Source organism: Photobacterium panuliri (assembly GCF_059920555.1).
On sequence record NZ_CP197193.1, the window covers coordinates 358,091 to 376,669 of the forward strand.

General features: G+C 43.9%; 19 protein-coding genes. 7 read left to right on the forward strand and 12 right to left on the reverse strand.

Annotated elements, in window-relative coordinates; genetic code table 11:
• Positions 1-4: 4 nt before the first annotated feature.
• Positions 5-1,246, reverse strand: coding sequence for a cytosine permease (gene codB, locus ACSF8X_RS17750; RefSeq protein ID WP_500851852.1), 1,242 nt, complete (start codon positions 1,244-1,246; stop codon positions 5-7).
• A gap of 777 nt (positions 1,247-2,023) precedes the next feature.
• Between codB and ACSF8X_RS17755 the strand changes: the two genes are divergently transcribed.
• Entirely contained in the window at positions 2,024-2,686 is a 663-nt protein-coding gene (locus ACSF8X_RS17755) for a response regulator transcription factor (RefSeq protein WP_047879952.1), read from the forward strand.
• A gap of 40 nt (positions 2,687-2,726) precedes the next feature.
• Here the strand turns inward: ACSF8X_RS17755 and ACSF8X_RS17760 are convergent, their stop codons facing one another.
• Both ACSF8X_RS17760 and ACSF8X_RS17765 read right to left on the reverse strand, forming a co-directional pair.
• Positions 2,727-2,990, reverse strand: coding sequence for an Lpp/OprI family alanine-zipper lipoprotein (locus tag ACSF8X_RS17760; RefSeq protein ID WP_047879953.1), 264 nt, complete (start codon positions 2,988-2,990; stop codon positions 2,727-2,729).
• A 184-nt stretch (positions 2,991-3,174) separates the two neighbouring features.
• Complete coding sequence (locus ACSF8X_RS17765; protein WP_500851853.1) at positions 3,175-3,771, reverse strand: SCO family protein; 597 nt, start codon at positions 3,769-3,771, stop codon at positions 3,175-3,177.
• Between the two features lie 778 nt (positions 3,772-4,549).
• On the opposite strand from ACSF8X_RS17765, the gene ansB reads away from it, so the two are divergent.
• Positions 4,550-5,611: an L-asparaginase 2 gene (ansB, locus tag ACSF8X_RS17770; protein ID WP_047879956.1), complete on the forward strand. Its 1,062-nt coding sequence runs from the start codon at positions 4,550-4,552 to the stop codon at positions 5,609-5,611.
• Positions 5,612-5,690: 79 nt separating this feature from the next.
• Here the strand turns inward: ansB and ACSF8X_RS17775 are convergent, their stop codons facing one another.
• From ACSF8X_RS17775 to ACSF8X_RS17785, 3 genes are all read right to left on the reverse strand, one after another.
• The gene (locus ACSF8X_RS17775) at positions 5,691-6,602 is read right to left on the reverse strand and encodes a polyprenyl-phosphate transporter (protein ID WP_500851854.1); all 912 of its coding nucleotides are present in this window, start codon (positions 6,600-6,602) and stop codon (positions 5,691-5,693) included.
• A 117-nt stretch (positions 6,603-6,719) separates the two neighbouring features.
• Positions 6,720-8,012, reverse strand: a complete 1,293-nt coding sequence (locus ACSF8X_RS17780; RefSeq protein ID WP_500851855.1) for a sensor histidine kinase — start codon at positions 8,010-8,012, stop codon at positions 6,720-6,722.
• A 2-nt stretch (positions 8,013-8,014) separates the two neighbouring features.
• The gene (locus ACSF8X_RS17785) at positions 8,015-8,689 is read right to left on the reverse strand and encodes a response regulator transcription factor (protein ID WP_047879959.1); all 675 of its coding nucleotides are present in this window, start codon (positions 8,687-8,689) and stop codon (positions 8,015-8,017) included.
• Positions 8,690-8,829: 140 nt separating this feature from the next.
• Here ACSF8X_RS17785 and ACSF8X_RS17790 point away from each other — a divergent pair, with 140 nt between their 5' ends.
• The 4 genes from ACSF8X_RS17790 to ACSF8X_RS17805 all read left to right on the forward strand — a co-directional run bounded on the left by ACSF8X_RS17790 (position 8,830) and on the right by ACSF8X_RS17805 (position 12,265).
• Entirely contained in the window at positions 8,830-9,846 is a 1,017-nt protein-coding gene (locus tag ACSF8X_RS17790; RefSeq protein WP_500851856.1) for a glycosyltransferase family 2 protein, read from the forward strand.
• A 133-nt stretch (positions 9,847-9,979) separates the two neighbouring features.
• Entirely contained in the window at positions 9,980-11,326 is a 1,347-nt protein-coding gene (locus ACSF8X_RS17795) for an ArnT family glycosyltransferase (protein WP_500851857.1), read from the forward strand.
• Positions 11,327-11,429: 103 nt separating this feature from the next.
• The gene (locus ACSF8X_RS17800) at positions 11,430-11,681 is read left to right on the forward strand and encodes a hypothetical protein (protein WP_047879962.1); all 252 of its coding nucleotides are present in this window, start codon (positions 11,430-11,432) and stop codon (positions 11,679-11,681) included.
• Between the two features lie 167 nt (positions 11,682-11,848).
• The gene (locus ACSF8X_RS17805) at positions 11,849-12,265 is read left to right on the forward strand and encodes a VOC family protein (RefSeq protein ID WP_240478335.1); all 417 of its coding nucleotides are present in this window, start codon (positions 11,849-11,851) and stop codon (positions 12,263-12,265) included.
• Between the two features lie 48 nt (positions 12,266-12,313).
• Here the strand turns inward: ACSF8X_RS17805 and ACSF8X_RS17810 are convergent, their stop codons facing one another.
• Together ACSF8X_RS17810 and ACSF8X_RS17815 are read right to left on the reverse strand one after the other, a co-directional pair.
• A complete protein-coding gene (locus ACSF8X_RS17810; protein ID WP_169753942.1) occupies positions 12,314-12,484 on the reverse strand; it encodes a hypothetical protein in 171 nt (56 codons plus the stop codon).
• 289 nt (positions 12,485-12,773) lie between these two features.
• A complete protein-coding gene (locus ACSF8X_RS17815) occupies positions 12,774-13,085 on the reverse strand; it encodes a DUF3081 family protein (protein ID WP_047879964.1) in 312 nt (103 codons plus the stop codon).
• Between the two features lie 304 nt (positions 13,086-13,389).
• On the opposite strand from ACSF8X_RS17815, the gene ACSF8X_RS17820 reads away from it, so the two are divergent.
• Positions 13,390-14,574: an amino acid aminotransferase gene (locus tag ACSF8X_RS17820; RefSeq protein WP_500851858.1), complete on the forward strand. Its 1,185-nt coding sequence runs from the start codon at positions 13,390-13,392 to the stop codon at positions 14,572-14,574.
• Between the two features lie 61 nt (positions 14,575-14,635).
• Here ACSF8X_RS17820 and ACSF8X_RS17825 read toward each other — a convergent pair whose 3' ends face one another.
• The 4 genes from ACSF8X_RS17825 to ACSF8X_RS17840 form a co-directional block, all read right to left on the reverse strand.
• Positions 14,636-16,354 carry an ATP-binding protein gene (locus ACSF8X_RS17825; protein ID WP_500851859.1) on the reverse strand — a complete coding sequence of 573 codons (1,719 nt, stop codon included), beginning with the start codon at positions 16,352-16,354 and terminating at the stop codon, positions 14,636-14,638.
• Between the two features lie 8 nt (positions 16,355-16,362).
• Entirely contained in the window at positions 16,363-16,896 is a 534-nt protein-coding gene (locus ACSF8X_RS17830) for a heme NO-binding domain-containing protein (RefSeq protein ID WP_047879967.1), read from the reverse strand.
• Between the two features lie 218 nt (positions 16,897-17,114).
• Positions 17,115-17,621, reverse strand: coding sequence for a hypothetical protein (locus tag ACSF8X_RS17835; RefSeq protein ID WP_047879968.1), 507 nt, complete (start codon positions 17,619-17,621; stop codon positions 17,115-17,117).
• A gap of 82 nt (positions 17,622-17,703) precedes the next feature.
• Positions 17,704-18,432, reverse strand: coding sequence for a nitroreductase family protein (locus ACSF8X_RS17840; protein WP_500852113.1), 729 nt, complete (start codon positions 18,430-18,432; stop codon positions 17,704-17,706).
• Positions 18,433-18,579: the final 147 nt, after the last annotated feature.

The following is an 18,579-nucleotide window of genomic DNA, read 5'->3' on the forward strand; positions in this document are numbered from 1 at the left end:
ATCCTTATGCATTTGCCGTTTGTTGGTTAGGTTTACGGTTCAGTAGCGGGTTAAGTACAAGGTAGCTTACCGCGCCGCCGATAACGGCGTTGATAGGTACGACACCTGGCAGGAAGTGACCTGCTGCAACACCCACCGCAACACCCATGATTGCCGCCCAGTTAACAGTGTTGAATTCTGCGTTAGCAAAGTCTTTGTAACGATGACGGTTTTTCAGAAAATCTGCAATGATAATTCCGCCGATAGGAGGAATCGCCGCCGACAAGAAGGTTAGCCAGCCAACGAAGTTGTTGTACAGCCAAAGCGCACACAGGGTACCGATAAGGCCGTTTGCCATCGATAGGTATTTGCTGGACAGGCCGGTAATGTTTGAGAAACCCAGACCTGAAGCGTATAGCGCGTTGTCATTGGTTGTCCAGATATTCAAGCCGAGTACGATGATAGCTGGAATCAATAAACCTTGTGCAATCATTACTTCTGAGATGTCAGATTGGCCAGTTGCCGCAGCACCCGCAGCGCCAAATATAAACATCAGCGAATTACCGATGAAGAAGGCGATCATCGTGACCAGTACAGCTCCCATCGGCTTTTTGCCAAAGCGGACAAAATCAGCTGTTAGTGAGCCAGCAGAAATAAATGATCCGACAACTAATGCTAACGCGGTAGAAAATTCAATAGGTTTTTCCGGTGTAATGGTTTTGAGGCCTTCGATGCCCCCAGCACTGCCAACGGCTTCGAATACAGAGTAGCCACCAAGAATTGCGATGGCAGGAACCGCGATGGCGGAAAGAATCATGAGGGCGGAAATGCCGAAGTAGACCGTGGCGGTCATGAGTAGGCCGGAGACTAAGATAAGAATGTTAGTGTCGATGCCAGTCGCTTTTTGAACGGGAATAGCGAACATTGCGACCCCCACACCAAACCAACCAACTTGTGTACCGCCGAGAAGAAGAGAGGGAAGCCAAGAGCCTTTGGAGCCGAAAGAGAAACGAGCGAGAAGATGGGTGGAAAGTCCAGTGGAAGCGCCGATGTAACCGAGGAAGGAAGTGTAGATACCGAGGATGAGATTGCCAATAAGAACTGCGAGAAAGAAATCATTGAAGGAGAGTCCCGTTCCTAATGTTCCTCCTGTCCACATACTGGCTGAAAAGAAGGTTAACCCTAACATTACCATGGTTAAGGAGAGAACACCTTTGCGTGCCGTGCTTGGTACTGGACCAAGGCTGTAGTTGTTGTCGCTTGCCATTCTTAAACCTCTACATCTCGCTATTATCGTTATAAATCGCCTACCTTTTAGGTAAACGGCGCGTATTTTATGTTTTGTTTGTTTTCTGTCAATTATAAATTGATGTTTTTTGTTTGTTGAGATCTTTTAGTTTTAAAATCAATTACTTAAAAATAAGGCGTTTTTTGTTATCTTACGAATAAGTGTTGTTATTTTACGTATTTTGAGTTTGGTTTCTGGTTTTAATCTGCGGTTTGATTTGATAGCGGTCTGTGCTGTCTGTTTTTTCATTATTGATTTATGGAGCTCGAGAAGTAAACGGTTGCGATTTCGATTTCATCTTAAGTGCGTGTTTTTGTGATATTTATTCTCATTTAAATCATATTTTTCTTTGGTAAATTACAGTTATGCTCCTTTTTTGGGTTGAGGTTGCTATTTTTGTGTGTTTTGCAGAGAGGGTTTTGAACATCAGTAGTGTGCAGAATACGTTTTGTGAATATATTATGCTTTTTCTTATTAGCCTGTGGATAAGTGATTTATCCACAAAAGCTGTGAGTAACTCTGTGGGAAAGGCGTAGGGGCTATGAACCATGCCGCTTTCAGTAAAGTCAATACTTTATGATGCTAAAAGTGATGTAATCGTTTGCGGTATTTGTTCTGAAATCCGTCATAGTTGGTTGGCTAGATATGATGGATGAGTTCGCTATCAACTCGTGGTTGTGAGCTTCTATTACTACTTGCTTGTACGCTGAGAATACATAGAATTACTATTTTCAATTCCCATAATATGAGAGTGTTTTGTCAAAGATTCTTGTCGTAGATGATGACCAGCTGCTTTGTGAGTTACTAGAAGAAGTGCTCGTTGATGAAGGCTATGATGTTTGCTGTGTTCATTGTGGTGATTCAGCATTACGTTACTTAGAAGAGCGGGGTGTTGACCTTGTTTTGTTGGACGTTATGTTGCCAACTATTGATGGGATGCAGGTTGCAAGACGTATCTGTCAACGTTTTGCAATACCAATAATGATGTTGACAGCGTTGGCTGACGAATCTTCATTACTTGATGGGTTAGACGCTGGTGCCGATCATTATTTAGCTAAGCCTTTCCATGTGCCGGAGTTACTTGCTCGGATTAAAGCAATGCTGCGCAGAGTGGGGTTAGAAAAACAGCGTATTCATATGGCTCCTTCTGCGACTCCGATTTATGCTGAGCTTGATCGTGTTCCTTTGACTGGTACTGAAAAAGAATTGCTTGAATATTTGGTCAGCCATAATGGTATTGTGGTCTCAAAAGCCGAATTGCAAAAAGAAGTACTAAAGAAAGAACTCAGCCCGTTTGACCGAAATTTAGATATGCATATTAGTAATATTCGTCGCAAAATGGTGATGTCAGGTTTATCTAAGAAGCATATCAAAACGGTAAGGGGATTAGGCTATAGTTTTCTGGAAACAGCCGGATAATGGTGGGGATAAAAAAAAGAGGCGCCGAAGCGCCACTTTTTTATTTTCTATAGGAACTTGCAATGTTGTCAATACGCTGATTGGCGCGCATTGCTTCTTGATATGCAGCGTCAGAGGCTGCGCGTGCGTCGTTAACTGCACCTGCTAGTTGATCCTGCTGACTTTGCAGCGCACCTACTTGATCAGAGAGCATATCGACTTTATTTGTGAGCTGCTGCATTTGATCGACTTCATCTGAGCTAGAGCAACCTACAAGTGTTGCACTCAGAAGAATGCCTGCAAGGATAGATAATGAACGGTTCATTTTTCTTTCTTCTCCTTTGTTTGCCACTACAGACCGAGCGTTAAATTATCAGTCGGCAGAATTAGTATGGCAGATGTTGATGCATTTGCTGCTCGAACATTAATTTATCTTATTATTTTTCTCTCAAATATGAGAAAACCCGACTGAGCGGGTTTTCGCTGTTTTGAGTGTAATAATTCTGATATTAAGCTTTGTTTGAGGATGTTTGGAGCACTCGTGAAATGGCATCGACAAGAATATCAGGGTTTAGAGTATGCTGTACCTTTTCTATTAGGTCGCCGTTTGGGGTAAGGAAATAGAAGTAGGAGCTGTGGTCAACAGCATAGTCAAGAGCAGAGTCTTTGAGCTCGGTTCGGATATAGAGCACACCGTATTTTTCAGCAAGAGCTTTAGTCTGGGCTTGTGTTCCTGTCATACCGATAATATTTTTATGGAAATATTGTGCGTATTGAGCACTTTTTTCTGGCGTATCTCGGTCAGGATCGAGCGTAATGAAAATTGGCCATAGTTGTGACAGTTGCTGAGGTTTGATTTTCTGTAGCGCCGCGGAAAGAACTGCTAGAGACGTTGGGCATACATCTGGGCAGTGGGTATAGCCAAAGTAGATGACACGTATCCGAGGATCCTTGGGATCGTATAGATCAACCGCCTCATTAGCCGTTTCCAAAAAATTCAACGGGTATTCCGGTCCTGTTTTCTCAGGATTGCTTCGGTCAACGATAAGGCTGGTTATAAGGCCGGCAGCAAGAGCTAGGGCAAGGATAATCCATTGATATTTCACTTTTCCATCCTCAATGAGATAAATACAGGTTCAAATTCATGCTCATGGTTGGAAGGGATAATCGTTCCTTTCCATGTCATAGCATCTGATGTACAAAACGGTAATATTATCTGGCCATTATACCTATTATCTTGAGCTGTACGGCTTAGTTTTAACTTATATTGTCCCATCATCATCTCATGGCCTTCGAGTATGAATTCAAGATTTTCCACTGAGACAGGGAGGGATGGCCATACCACGTCCACGTCAGTGGCGATCATAGGTTTGACGATATCGTGTGATAACCGTATGTTGATTTGGTCATTTATGCAGGGGGTACGGCTGAGTTGGCAGTATGTATCGCTCTGAGGGGGCTTGGTTGTGAATAAAATGTAAGATAGCCCCAGTATGATAGCGCTACTGGTTGATAGCATCGGCCATTTCCTTTTTATGCTCATTTTCATCCTTACTAACGGATTGCGATACTCAGATTACCGATGGTGTTTCGATATCCTATCATCTTGCTGTAGTTCTATCTTCGTAGAGCCTTTCTTTTGTGACACTGTTGTAATCTTTGTGTTGTTATGTCTGCGTTGTTAAATTAATGGTGCTTTTGTTTTTGGTGTTTCGTGCTGTGTGGCCTGATGTTAACGGGTTACATCGTGATGATGTATCTGCAAGCTAGATCAAATTTTCTCTGCTTCATTTAGTGACAAAAACCACAAAAATATTATGTGTTTCGCATATTATTCACCGTAATTAAAAAATATTAAGATATATATCCAATAGGTGAAAAATTATGAAAAAGAGTGCGATTTCAATTGGTCTGCTAACTGCTGGTCTATGTTTTAGCTCATTAGGTTTTGCAGGTGATCTACCGAATATCAAGATTCTGGCAACAGGCGGTACAATTGCTGGTGCTGGTCAGTCAGCGACAGATTCGAGCTACACGGCGGGTAAAGTTGGGGTAGACTCCCTAATTCATGCTGTACCGCAGATGACAAAAATTGCAAACATCAGCGGTGAGCAAGTTGTTAGCATCGGCTCTCAGGATATGAATGATGAGGTTTGGCTGAAGTTAGCTAACCGAGTAAATGCTCTGCTAGCAAAAGATGATGTGGATGGTGTTGTGATCACCCATGGTACGGATACTATGGAAGAAACGGCATACTTCCTTGATCTTACAGTAAAAAGTGATAAGCCTGTTGTATTGGTAGGGGCAATGCGACCTTCAACAGCCATGAGTGCTGATGGTCCGGTTAACCTTTATAATGCGGTAGTGACAGCTGTGGATGCCGAGTCAAAAGGCCGTGGTGTATTGGTTGCGATGAACGATACAGTTTTTGATGCCCGCGATGTCACAAAGACTAGCACAACCGCTGTAGATACGTTCCAGTCGCCTAACATGGGCCCTCTTGGTTACGTGCACAATAGTGATGTGAAATACCAGCGTAGCCCTGAGCGCCACCATACAACAGAAACAGTATTTGATGTATCGAAAGTAAAAGCGTTGCCTAAGGTCGGTATTGTTTATAACTACGCAAATGCGACAGATTTGCCGGTTAAAGCGATGGTTGATGCTGATTTTGACGGCATTGTAAGTGCTGGCGTGGGTAACGGTAACATGTACCATACGATTTTCGATGGGCTGGCAAAAGCGAGCAAAGACGGTGTGATGGTTGTGCGTAGTGCCCGTACGGGTTCAGGTTCCACAACACTGGATGCAGAAGTTGATGATGCTAAGTACGGTTTTGTTGCGTCAGGTACTTTGAATCCACAAAAGGCACGTATTCTTCTTATGCTTTCTCTGACTCAAACTCAGGATTACAAAGAAGTTCAGAAGATGTTCCAGTACTACTAAGCCTATTTTCTCTATAAAAAAAGCCGCCAAATTGGCGGCTTTTTTATTATCTCTTACCTGGGATGGTTGCTTGAGGCGCTTATTTTTCGGAGAGGCGCTCTAGTCCCCATACAAGCGCAATACCAAGGATCATTGCCATGATAGCGTAGCCGATGAAGGCTGGTTGGCCGGTGATTTGTTCGAAGTGGAACGGAGAGAGGTTCTGTTCAAGTAGCGGAACTTGCTCGCCGCTTGAGTTGGTTCGCCAAGTTAGCGTCTCTTTCCAAGGCCAGATTTTGCTAAGAGTACCAATCATCAGGCCCGTAAGGAATGTTAAGGCGATATCACGATAGTGGCGCAGCACCCAAGATAAAACATGAGAGAACGAAAGTAGGCCGATAACACAGCCACTGGCGAAAAGTCCCAATGTGATGATATCTAAAGATTTTGCAGCGCCTAGGATAGGGGCATACATACCTAGCAGAAGCAAAATAAAGCTACCGGAGATGCCCGGTAGGATCATGGCACAAATAGCAATGGAGCCTGACAGAATAATATTGAAATAAGTTGGCTCCAGCGTCAATGGGTGCAGTACGGTGATGCCGTAGGCAAATACGGTACCCGCAATAACGGCAATAACGCGGCTTGCTCCCCAGTTTGAAACCTGTTTGAACATATGGATCACCGAGATGATGATCAAGCCGAAGAAGAAGGACCACAATGGAATTGGATGAGTGTGCAGCATCCATGTAATGACCCGGGCCAGTGTGAAGATACTGGTTAAGATCCCTGATAGGAGCAAGATCAGAAAGGTGCCGTTAATGTGTTCAAATGCAGCCTTAAAGCCATTTTGGCGCCAAATACCAATTAAGGATGGATTGATACGGCGGATGCTTTCAAGCAGTGTGTCATAAATACCTGTAATAAAAGCAATGGTGCCGCCTGAAACGCCAGGAACGACATCTGCCGCACCCATCGCCATTCCTTTAAGAAATGTAAACACTTTACTCATGATTGTCCGTTAGCGTTGAATAATAAACGAATGTCATTATACCGCGTTATGGTAAAAAAAAAGTTTTTCTATCAAAGCGATTAATATGCATCCCAAAACTTGTTTTTTATCTATTGGTTAAATATTGGGTGCTTCGTCTGCTTTAAATGTAATGCAGGCGCAGCACCCACCGCCTGGGTTGTCACGATGCTCGAGTTTCCATCCATACTTGCGGCAAATATCATTGGCTATGAGTAACCCCAAGCCATATCCGTTCACGCCTTTGTGAGAAGTCCCCAGTCCCATTCCTGTATCGCAAACGGTAATTTGATGTTGTGAAACGCTAATTTCAACAGATCCTTTATCTGTGTATGCAAAGGCATTTTTGATGAGATTTCCCAATAGAATGTTGAGGGTGTTCTCTGGGATTTTGAGAGTTACACCTTTATCTACACGCACTTGCCACTCTATGTGTTTGTCTGAAGAGATGAGGTGGGTGTGAGCGAGGGTGATCTGAGTAATTTCGGTTTTGGTAATAGGCCTCGCAGTTAGTGCGTCGAAATTTTCCTCTCGGGTTAATGAGAGTAAGGTCGTGACAAAGTCATTCATTTCATCACTGGCATGTTGTAGGCGTAATCGCTGCTTTTCGATGAATGTAGGCTCATGTGACTGGCCGAGCAGGGAGGTAGCCCCTTTTATTACCATTAATGGCGTTCGTAGTTCATGGCTTGCATAGCGATTGAATGCTCGCTCGCGGTTGAGCAGCTCATCAATGCGGGACATGTAGCGGTTAAAGCTATCGACGAGTTGTAGCAGCTCGCGTGATACCGTACCGCTTGGCACCTCAACGGGAGAAAGATCATTTGCACTGCGTTGTTCCAGGTTATCGGCCAGTTCTGATAACGGGTGAGTGAGTCGTCCTGATACTTTTAGTACGACAAGCATCGTGGCAGTTAAGAGGATAAATGAGATTGCGAGCTGTTTTAGTTGATTATCTAAGATCTGTTCTTCGCTAATTTCAAAAATATCATCGTAATAGAGAAGGTAGAGATCTTCATTATTCTTGTCGTTTGTGATGCGGTTGCGTTGAATAAAGTACTCGGTGTCATTGTATTCATCGCGCTCAACCTCAATTGTTTTGCCATACGGCAAATCATCCGGTATGGCGAGATGATCCGGTAAGGATGCTTTCCCAACGAAGGCTTTGGTAAAAGGTGGGATGGCAAATTGCTCAAGATGTTGTTCAGCCAAAACCTCCATAGCAACCTGACGAGCGTGTGTCAGACGGTTATTCGCATTGAGCTGCTCAAAATCATCCAGCGTTGAATCCATCAAGGTAAAATGCAGCGTTAGGATCGCAAATGCAATCGCCGCAAAGTAGGTAAAGGTAAGTTGCTTGGCACTCTTGGCCTTATTGACGCTGACAGTCACGACTAGTCCTCTTTAACCAGTTGATAACCGACTTTCGGTATGGTTCGGATATATGCTTGCTTGAAGGGCTTGTCGATAATACTTCGCAACTGATAGATATGGCTGCGTAATACATTGCCTTCGGGCTCTTCGTCATCCCAAAGCGAGGAAACGAGCTCTTCTTTAGTGACCACTTTGGGTGAGCGGGTAATAAGGAGTTTTAGTATTTTGAACAGCGTAGGGTTGAGGGTAAAGGTGCAACCTTCTCTTTGGGCTGTGTGCGTATTGAGATCAAGTGTGAGATCGCCAAAGTGTAACGACGTTTGGGCCGTCTCTCCACTACGACGGCGAGTCAGGGCTTTTATCCTTGCCTCTAGAATGTCAAGGTCGAACGGCTTGACAAGATAGTCATCAGCGCCGGTTGCGAAGCCTTCGAGCGTATCCTCTCGTGTATCGCGGGCAGTTAGCATGAGGATCGGGGTATCGTTCCCTTGTTCTCGGAGAAGTTTGCATACGGTGAAACCATCCATTTTGGGCAGCATGACATCAAGGATGATCAAATCATAATGATTGCTCGATGCCAATTCTAACCCATGTACGCCGTTGCTGGCATAATCGAGGGCATGCCCTTTAATTTCAAAGAAATCGAAGATAACTCCGGCTATATCCTGATGATCTTCGACCAATAATAGTTTCATTGCGAACTCCGACAGTCGGCTTGTTAGCCTTAGGTATTCCCCCTATTTTGCCATACTAGCGTGTGAAAAAAATGTCAGTGACATTTTTCTCACAAGGTTATGTTTAGCCTGTGGTTATTTTCAAAAACGAGAAAATAACCATGTCATCTATTGCTATGCTGCCCCGCCGTCCGGATGAGGCCTACATTGTTCAGCCTTTTCTTAGCGTCATTGTTCCGATGTACAACGAATCTGAAGTTCTGGCAACTTGCCATGAACGGTTGTGCGATGCATTGGATCAGCTATACAGGCCATGTGAAATTATTTATGTTGATGACGGAAGCGCTGATAGCTCTTGGTCTTTGGCTGCGGCATTTACTTCGCCACACCATACAGTCAGGGCGGTGCGTTTGAGCCGCAACTTTGGTAAGGAAGCCGCGATGAGTGCAGGGCTTGCACAAGCTGCGGGGCAGGCGGTCATAATTATCGATGCCGATTTGCAAGACCCGCCAGAGCTGATTCTGGAGATGGTAAGTCAGTGGCAAGCTGGCTTTGATGTTGTCGATATGCAGCGGAGCAAGAGGCACGGAGAAGGTTGGTTCAAACGATTTACAGCAGCAGCATTTTATCGTGTGATTAATCATATTAGCGAGGTGGATTTGCCCGCTAACGTTGGTGATTTTCGTCTACTTGACCAGCGTGTTGTCCGTGAAATTAATCAGCTGCCTGAGCGTACCCGGTTTATGAAGGGGTTATTTGCTTGGCCGGGATTCAAGCGTACTACCTTACAGTTTGAACGGGACTCTCGCCAGGCCGGTGAGACGAAATGGAATTATCGCAAATTATTGCACCTCGCATTCGAAGGCATTACTTCATTTAGTACTCGACCTTTGCGTATGGCTACGGTGGCTGGAGCGATGATATCTGTTGCTGCCATAGTGTGGGCTTTTATTGTATGGAGCAAGACCCTCTTATGGGGGGATCCGGTCGCTGGCTACCCGTCCATGATGATTATGATGCTGCTGATGGGTGGGATTCAGTTATTGTCGATAGGGCTGATGGGAGAGTATATCGGCCGGCTATTTATCGAAGCCAAGCAGCGACCGTTGTACGTGGTGATGGATGAAAGCGTGTCGGTTGGTTACGAGCAGAGCAGGGAGACTGAAGATGGGGTATAAGCATTCAGTTTCCACACTTGCTCGTACGGGGGGGTATTTGCTCTTCGGTTCATTGATCGTTCGTCTGATGACGTTGGGTATTTACCCGCTCATGGATACCACTGAAGCACGTTACGGTGAAATGGCGCGGATCATGTACGAAACGGGCAATTGGATTACACCGATGTTTGACTATAACGTGCCTTTTTGGGGTAAACCGCCCCTATTTGCATGGTTAAGCGCATTGGGGTTTGAGGTCTTAGGCGTTAACGAGTTTGCAGCTAGGGTACCGCATTTAATGGTGGGGGTACTCATTCTTTATCTTGTCTGGTATGCCGCGAAACGGACGCTCGGAGAGAGTATGGCATGGTTAGCGACAGGAGTCTTGGCGACCACAACGGCTTTCATTGTTATTGCTGGTGCGGTTATGACCGATACAGCACTGACTCTTGCTGTAAGTTTGAGCATGGTGAGCTTTTGGTTGAATTGGCAAAATAAGTCATCGTGGCATGGGTACTTGTTTTTTACGGGTTTGGCTATTGGCATGTTAGCCAAAGGCCCACTTGCCTTGGTGCTGGTGGGTATTAGTTTGACGATGTGGTTGTTGCCTGATCATCGTTGGAAGCGAATTCCCAATCTTCTCCCATGGAAAGGAGGGATTATATTATTCCTGTCGCTCACCTTACCGTGGTACTTAATTGCCGAATGGAAAACACCGGGGTTTCTGAATTATTTTATTGTGGGCGAGCATATTATGCGTTTTGTGGTTTCCGGTTGGGAGGGGGACTTATACGGTACAGCTCATGATGAAGTTAGAGGAACGATTTGGCTATTCTGGTTGTTGGCGGCATTTCCATGGGCGCCTGTCTTGCTCTATCAGGTATGCCGAAAGTCAAATCCAGCGACATTGAACACCATCATACCTGATGGGTATATTGGTTATTTGTGGTGTTGGATGCTCGCCCCAATGCTATTGTTTACCTTTGCAGGAAATATCTTGCCCAGCTATGTATTACCGGGGCTGCCAGCATTGGCGTTACTGGTGTGTGCATATCAGAAGCAAAAGCCATTGGCGACTTGTGTCTATCGGCTGGGGGAGATAACACCGATCATGATCGCCATCATTGCTATATTGCTTGCGTTTAATTTAGTTGGGAAAGAGGCGGAAAAAGGGCTATTGGCAACGTGGAAGAACGACCCAAGTAACGTGGCGAGTGATTTGGTTTATATAAATCAACGCCCGTTCTCCGCCCAATTTTATTCGCAGGGTAAAGCTGAGCAAAAGAACCTGCCGCTGGAGGCAATACTTAACGAACAGCAGCGGAGTAGTTATTATGTTATTGAAAAAAATAAAGTTCCTGAAGGTTTCATTTGGGATAAACAGCGCTGTGATTTGATCTCTGAAAACCAGAAGCGCCAGTTGGTACACTGTAACCCACCATCTTCGTATGTTCAGGCTGTTTCCCGTAGTCGCTCAGAGGCGGAGCAAGAAGAATTGTGAGCCATGTCAGTTGTTGCTTTTTTGAACTGTGACGGGGTGATAATGACCTTGCAAAAAGTATGTGATTATATAAGCCGTTAATTTTTTGGCTTGGAGCACGACTATGTTTAAGGAAAAACTGGGTATTCCCAAAGATCACAAGTTGATACGCACTGATATGAAGTGGGATGAGGGAAAAAAAGTGGATGTCGATACTTTTTGGTATGACGAGAGGGATGTCAGCGATGATATTGTCGCTAAATATATCATTAAAGTGACTAAGTATATTTATCCTCCTAAAAGATCAGATGTTACGTTTCAAAAATATACGGCTGATAGTTTGAACTTGTTGGCGACGGGTGATTTACCCGCGTAATATTGTTATTAACTACATGGCTTTTCATAAAAAGAGTGGTATTCGTATCACTCTTTTGCTTTTGTTACGAATAGTTTGTGATAGCAGTCATGAAATGCGCAGAGCGTATTATTTGTTCAGTTGTATATCTTAATCATGAAGACTAATATATTGAATTGAAACCATAAATGGAGTTTAAGTTCGAGATGATTCCTCAAGATTCAACGTTACGTGTCGTGCGACCTACAGATAATTTAAATAAAATCGCTTTAATGTACAGCAAGGCGTTAGGCTTTGAGATGTTAAAGCAATTTAAGGATTATGATGGTTTTAATGGTGTAGTTCTCGGACATAAAAAGCACGCTTATCATCTAGAGTTTGTTGAAAAAATTGGTGTTGAAGCGGGTAGAGCACCCTCTACTGAGCATTTGCTGGTTTTTTATGTTGATTGCAGCAGGGTGTGGGAACGTTCTTGCCGTAATATGATTGATGCTGGTTTCACCGTGGTTGAATCTAGCAATCCATATTGGGAACAAGTCGGTAAGACATTTGAAGATATCGATGGTTATCGGGTTGTTCTACAAAACCGAGATTGGTCACTATAAACACAGTAACGTTTAATTGTGATAAAAAAACCCAAGCATGCTTGGGTTTTATTTGTTTCCGTTTAGTTGGCTGAAATAAGCTGAGCGAAACAGCAATACAAAGCCTTCTTGCGTTAGGTCTTTAGCTGTTAGGTCGGCTTCATCTAAACGACGGTAGCATTCGTCAAGCGCTCTGATCACCGCTTCTTGTTCATTGGTTTTAAGTTGTTCTGCAAACACGATAGCCTCATTTGTAAAATGTTCAATCACTTTGTTAAATCTTATTTGTAATTTACATGAGCGATATTGAACGAAGTCTGAACAGTATTCCTACGTATTGCTAATTCGAACTAAAGTATATTCATTATTGGCGAAGACTCTGTCAGCGTACTGTAATTCTTGAACGTATGAGTGTGAATTGCGATAGGGTGCAAAAAAAAGCTATTGTGTTATTTGTTGCACCCAGAATATTGCGGTTAAGATCGTATTATTTTATCTTTATGTATTAATTCTATATTGATAATCTCCATTAATATTTATCGGTGAGATTTTCGAGTTTTTTTATAAAATCTTGTATTTGTGCTTCGTTATTGTTGTGAAATTCTGCTTTGGTTTGGTTGATAACTGAGTCTGGGTCTTCATTCATAGTGTGGAAGTGATAGGCATTATGAAAGTGGATATCTAAGCTGACATGGTCATCCGATAAGCTCACAGAGTATCCGTCATGGCTTTCTGTACATTTGATGTCATCAAGTTGCTTACCAAACTCAATTTCCTGTCCCTGAGTTTTGATCTTCTCATAGGCTGTTAGCAACATTTTGATATCAACACTATTTTTCATCTCAACCTCCGACATGCTAAGACCAGCGTCAAATGCTAGGTGGTAACCAGCTTTAAATCACAAAACAGCTTAATAGTACGCGAGTTATTTATACCTATATTAACTGTAGGTGTTTAACCGCTACCTGCAAGTGAAGTTACACAATGGTTAATCTAGATCAAGAATTTAGCATCGCTACGATTGGGATGACAGCGTGAGTCAAGGTGCGGTTGCACAAGGAAGAAGACGATTAGCTCACAAATCTGATGACGTACAGAGATTGAAGTGATAGAAATAATAATCCCTAGTTAAACGGAATTTTGACATGTTTAAGCAACTTGCAGAGGCGCAACCCGATCCTATTTTATCTTTGGGTATTGCGTATCGTGATGATCCCCGCGACTGTAAAATGGATTTGGGCATAGGTGTATACCGCAATAGTGAGGGTGTAACGCCAATTATGCGAGCGGTACAACTTGCACAGCAGCGGGTTGTTACTCATCAGATGACAAAAGCCTATGTTGGTTTATCCGGAAATGAGCAATTTAACCAAGCTATGATGGATTTGTTGCTAACCGGTACATCAGCCCATGAGCGCGCTGCCGCGGTGCAAACTCCCGGCGCAAGTGGTGCCCTGAGAATGCTCGCTGATCTTATTTATCTGGCTAAGCCCGAAACGACGGTGTGGATTTCCAATCCTAGCTATGTGAATCACAAACCTGTTATGGAGGCCGCAGGACTCCAGGTTCGTTATTATCCGTATTTTGATCCTGAGACCAAGCAGGTTGATAGCCAAGCAATGCTAGAGGTATTGGCTGAAGCGGGAGATCAGGATGTGGTCTTGCTGCATGGTTGTTGCCATAATCCGACAGGTGCAGATATTTGCTTTGAAGATTGGCAGTCAATAACTGAGTTGGCAAAGAAAAATGGATTTATGCCTTTTGTTGATATCGCGTATCAGGGATTTGGTGATGGCCTTGAGCAAGATGCTGCTGGGCTGCGCTATATGGCTGATAACATCAATGAGATGGTGATAGCCGCCTCGTGTTCTAAGAATTTTGGTCTTTATCGAGAGCGAACAGGGGTTGCTATTGTTGTGGGTGAGTCGTTGGCCGAGGCACAGAAAGCCAAGGGACGGATCCTTAATATTGCACGGTCTACATATACCATGCCGCCTGATCATGGTGCAGCACTTGTTGCTGAGGTACTGGGTGACGCTGAGCTTACGGCTGAATGGAAGAAGGAGCTGCTGGAAATGAATCAGCGGTTAATTTGTCTACGTCAGGGGTTGGTTGATACCATCAGGGCAAAAGGATCTCATCAGTTTGATTTTATAGCAAAGCACAAAGGCATGTTTTCTATTACGGGATTGACGGCAGAGCAAGTCAAGAGATTACGTGATGAATTTGGTGTATATGCAGTTAATGACGGTCGTATCAATATTGCAGGGCTACAGGAGGAGCAGTTGGACTATTTTGCAGACGCTCTTCTTGCTGTCACCCAGTCGTGACACCATAGTTATCTGTAAATGATAAGGTAGTTTCGTTTGCTAGAGATGATATGGAGTGTAGTTAATCCTTGCTCCATTTTTCGAGTAATTCTCGTAACTCTTTGGTTTGATACGGCTTGCATAAAATATCATTCATGCCAGCAGCAAAACAATCGTCACGCTCAACTCGTGTGGTACCGGCGGTTAGAGCAATAATTGGCTTGTTATAGCCCGATTTACGTAGTCTTTCTGTGGCTGTGTAGCCATCCATTATTGGCATGCGGCAGTCCATAAGGATTATGTCGAATGTTTGGTGCTCAATATAGGATAGAGCTTCTTGCCCGTGGTTGGCGATAGTGGGCTTTATTCCAAATTTGCTAAGCATCAGATTGATAATCATCTGGTTTGTTTTCAGGTCTTCCACGACAAGGATATTGAGTTTGTCGATGGGGAGGGCTGTTAGTGCCTCTTTGTCATTAACTTTGGCTTCGTGTACGTGTTTAGCCAAAGGAATTGAAACAGAGAATGTTGAACCTATTCCCATTTTGCTTTCGACAGAGATGTTACCACCCATTTGTTCGGTCAGTCGCTTGCAAATAGCCAGTCCCAGTCCGGTTCCTTCATGATTGCGTTGGCTTGAGTTGTCAACTTGGGTAAAAGGTTCGAATAAACTTACGATTTTTTCCTCGGGAATACCGCAACCAGTGTCGCTTACAATGAAGCATAGTTGGTTATCTTGCCATCGTATTTTGATTGATATGGCTCCTCTTTCAGTAAATTTGATAGCATTGCTGATTAGGTTGACAAAGATTTGCTTGATACGGTCTTCATCACCGATTATCCACAGAGGAGTCTCTTTGGTGATGTCCATATTGAGTTCAAGTTGCTTCTCGTTGGCTCGATGCTGAAAGATGTCATGTAGCATCATCATCATTGTGTGACTGTCGAAGGGTTTATTTGTGAGTTCAAGCATCCCGGCATTGATTTTACTATAGTCGAGTAAATCATTGATAATTGAACGAAGTAACTCACCGGAGTGGTTGAGAGTTGATAGTAGTCGCTGCTGGTGGCTGTTTAGGTTCGTATCCGCCATGAGTTCGGCAGTACCGAGCAATCCATTCAATGGCGTTCGAAGCTCATGGTTTATCATCGCGAGAAAGTCGCGGATTGATTTTTCTGATGCTTCCGCCTGTTCTCTTGCTGTAATGGCTTCTTCAAGTTTAAGTTGGCGATCAATAGAGGATCTAATCATATCGCTAAACAGTAGCATTTGCTTTCTGATTGTTTCGAGCCAAGTGCCTGATGCTTTGATTCTTGTGGCCAAATAACCATAGGCGATGCCGTTCTTGTCTAGAGAAAGCCATAGTATCTTTTCGTTTTCATCCCAGATTTCGCCAAGGTTTTTTAGGTTTGGTGGACATTGCCAAATCTGTTGGCGGCCTGAGGTATGGCATACGTTTAGGCTAGCTACACTTGGGCATTCCAGCCTGAAACTACACGCCTGTACAAAGCGGCTATCTACAAGTGCATTGGTGAGTTCTTCAATGAGTTGATTGTTAGGTGAGTGTTTAATAAAACGTCTGCCAAATTCCAGCAGCAAGTTATCGACCTTGGCTTGGTATGTGAGCAGTTCTGAGTCGTTTTCAGCTTTGGCTTTGACTTTTTCAAGACTTTTTTCAATGACTTTATTTGCTTCAAAGAGCTCGAGGCTTTTCGCTTCTAATAATTTTTCCGCATTGCGTCTTGCATTGCGCTCACGGCTAATTTTCTTTTGCAAAAGCTCAATTTGACGATTATCCATAATAATCCTCAGACTAGGTTAATAGTAAACCGAACATGTTTTTTATCTGGAGAAATAGCCGTCATTGTGATGTCGATGTTTTCGTCAAAATGTTTGGCGCAGCCTTTGATAAGACCGAAGCACACATGTGACATACAGCGAGCAGATTTATAATCCATGACCATTGATGTGGCGGTGTGAGATAGAAAATCAAATTTAGGTGGAGTTGCATCGGGATAGAGTTTTTTAACTTCAGTATGGATATGCTCTTCAACTCGCTTGATAAAGCCAAAGGTGTTGTCAGGGTTGTCGTTGATCTGGGGAAGGCTATTGAGAAGGCGTATAAAAACAGCTTCGCCGTATATTTCTTGCAGTGACTCGGCAGAAATATGGGTTATTTGGGAAAGGGCTACGATCAGCTTTACGAGATCTCGGTGATCATAGCTACCGACAGCAGTGTAACTCCCTTCGTCTGCGGTATCATCAAGCATTTGTTGGCAAACTTCCAGCCCAAAGTTATCTTCAATAATATCAAGAAACTCAGTAAATATGATTCCCTTCATAAGGCCTCCCTATACATATTCAACGGTAAATAAAGTATGGGAAAAAAAATAAATATGGTCAAAAAAGGACACAGAACAACATGTCACGAAGAAAAAGTTTGATGACAGGAGCTTACAATAAGTAGCAGGACATTTGTGATGAAAAGAGAGGGGGCAGGAAAACAAACTGGTAAGAGATGGTCACTTACCAGTTCTATAAAGATCTAACCGTGATGTGATTAGGCCGCGTTTTTTTCAATATAGACGCTGGAGTGATGGCAGCGGCTAATCAATGCCTGATGCATATCTTCAATGAGTTGAGCTTGCTGGGCAATAGGCAGAGCGTATACATCTGCGATCAAATCACCATGTTGCTCATCGTGGAAAATCATACCACAGGCTGCGGGCTTGCCGTGGTAAAAGCCGACATACAATTCAGCAGGTGATTCAGGCTCAAACATGATTTGAGTGAGGTACTCAATCATTGCTTCCTTCTCAGTCTCATCTTGCCATTGGCTTGCCAGTACAATGGAATAACGAATGGTTAGCGGGTGGCAGTCAACCGGATAGATAGTAATGGCTGATTCAGATTGAGAGGGGTGAGCCTTGGAAGTATCGAGAGTGACACATTCACGGGGCTTGGATAAGTATATCGACAGGCCTGTTTGGCTTAACGGTGTTGGGAATTGTGCCTCAGTAATGTGGCTTGCCATCCAGTGATTTTTTTTGTCTACGATATTTTCCATCTGACCATACTATCTATCGTTGTTTCCCACACCATACCCCATTTTTCCGGTAGAAGGTATGGGAAAAACAGCAATTGGTTAATTAATGACTCATTATGACCTCATCGCTGGCAACGCGATGACGGTCGCTGTAAATTCCGTCGTCCGCTCGCTTGCCACAACTGATGATCATGGTTATTTCGGCATCTTTATGCAAGCCGAGTAGCGCTTTGGCCCGTTTTGAGTCGAAACCTTCCATCGGGCAGGTGTCATATCCTTCAGCTCTCATTGCTGTCATGAAAGTCATGGCTGCTAGTGAACTACTCTTATGTAGGCAGACGCGAAGATCACTTTTTCCAACTTCACGAACCATAGGCTTCTTTATACCAATGAAAAAGCTTAATAGTTTTCGGGCGAGACCAAATAGCCCCAAACGATCGTTGTTATAAACGAATGGGATCAGTTTTTCGTAGTATTTCAGTGCGCGCTTGGCGGTGGCATCTTCTCGGCCATCGAAAGCGTGACGAATTTGTGCAGCATTGAGTTTTGCGCGACCTCGCCATTTGTGAGGTGTTACCACGAAAGCCACAAGCTCATTGGCCGTTTTGGCGGCATTTTGTCCCATGCAAATGTCCGCTAGTTGCTCGCGTTTTTTGTCTGAGATTATCCGGTGGAACTCCCATAACTGCATGTTGGAACTGTTGGGCGAAAGGAGGGCGAGCTCGAGTGAGCGCTTTACGGCATCGTGATCGAACATGGCTTCAGGGTCATATTTACGAACAGAACGACGTGAGTGGATCAGCTCGGAATAAGCGCAAGGATGTTGTGGCATGATTGGGTCTGGTTGGTGGCTGTTGCAATGTACTATACCGAGTTTGCCAGCCTGATGCGAATAGTTGCCAGACTGATTTGGATCACGGGAATAATTGTTTCTGCTCATGGGGTATAGGCTTGTATTTCAGTGAATGGTTACTAGTGA

What these genes read in the sequence shown, in the direction of transcription:
- codB (WP_500851852.1), bottom strand. Translation starts at nt 1,246, where the DNA reads ATGGCAAGCGACAACAACTACAGCCTTGGTCCAGTACCAAGCACGGCA.
- ACSF8X_RS17760 (WP_047879953.1), bottom strand. Translation starts at nt 2,990, where the DNA reads ATGAACCGTTCATTATCTATCCTTGCAGGCATTCTTCTGAGTGCAACA.
- ansB (WP_047879956.1), top strand. Translation starts at nt 4,550, where the DNA reads ATGAAAAAGAGTGCGATTTCAATTGGTCTGCTAACTGCTGGTCTATGT.
- ACSF8X_RS17775 (WP_500851854.1), bottom strand. Translation starts at nt 6,602, where the DNA reads ATGAGTAAAGTGTTTACATTTCTTAAAGGAATGGCGATGGGTGCGGCA.
- ACSF8X_RS17785 (WP_047879959.1), bottom strand. Translation starts at nt 8,689, where the DNA reads ATGAAACTATTATTGGTCGAAGATCATCAGGATATAGCCGGAGTTATC.
- ACSF8X_RS17790 (WP_500851856.1), top strand. Translation starts at nt 8,830, where the DNA reads ATGTCATCTATTGCTATGCTGCCCCGCCGTCCGGATGAGGCCTACATT.
- ACSF8X_RS17795 (WP_500851857.1), top strand. Translation starts at nt 9,980, where the DNA reads ATGTACGAAACGGGCAATTGGATTACACCGATGTTTGACTATAACGTG.
- ACSF8X_RS17800 (WP_047879962.1), top strand. Translation starts at nt 11,430, where the DNA reads ATGTTTAAGGAAAAACTGGGTATTCCCAAAGATCACAAGTTGATACGC.
- ACSF8X_RS17805 (WP_240478335.1), top strand. Translation starts at nt 11,849, where the DNA reads ATGGAGTTTAAGTTCGAGATGATTCCTCAAGATTCAACGTTACGTGTC.
- ACSF8X_RS17815 (WP_047879964.1), bottom strand. Translation starts at nt 13,085, where the DNA reads ATGAAAAATAGTGTTGATATCAAAATGTTGCTAACAGCCTATGAGAAG.
- ACSF8X_RS17820 (WP_500851858.1), top strand. Translation starts at nt 13,390, where the DNA reads ATGTTTAAGCAACTTGCAGAGGCGCAACCCGATCCTATTTTATCTTTG.
- ACSF8X_RS17825 (WP_500851859.1), bottom strand. Translation starts at nt 16,354, where the DNA reads ATGGATAATCGTCAAATTGAGCTTTTGCAAAAGAAAATTAGCCGTGAG.
- ACSF8X_RS17830 (WP_047879967.1), bottom strand. Translation starts at nt 16,896, where the DNA reads ATGAAGGGAATCATATTTACTGAGTTTCTTGATATTATTGAAGATAAC.
- ACSF8X_RS17835 (WP_047879968.1), bottom strand. Translation starts at nt 17,621, where the DNA reads ATGGAAAATATCGTAGACAAAAAAAATCACTGGATGGCAAGCCACATT.
- ACSF8X_RS17840 (WP_500852113.1), bottom strand. Translation starts at nt 18,432, where the DNA reads ATGCCACAACATCCTTGCGCTTATTCCGAGCTGATCCACTCACGTCGT.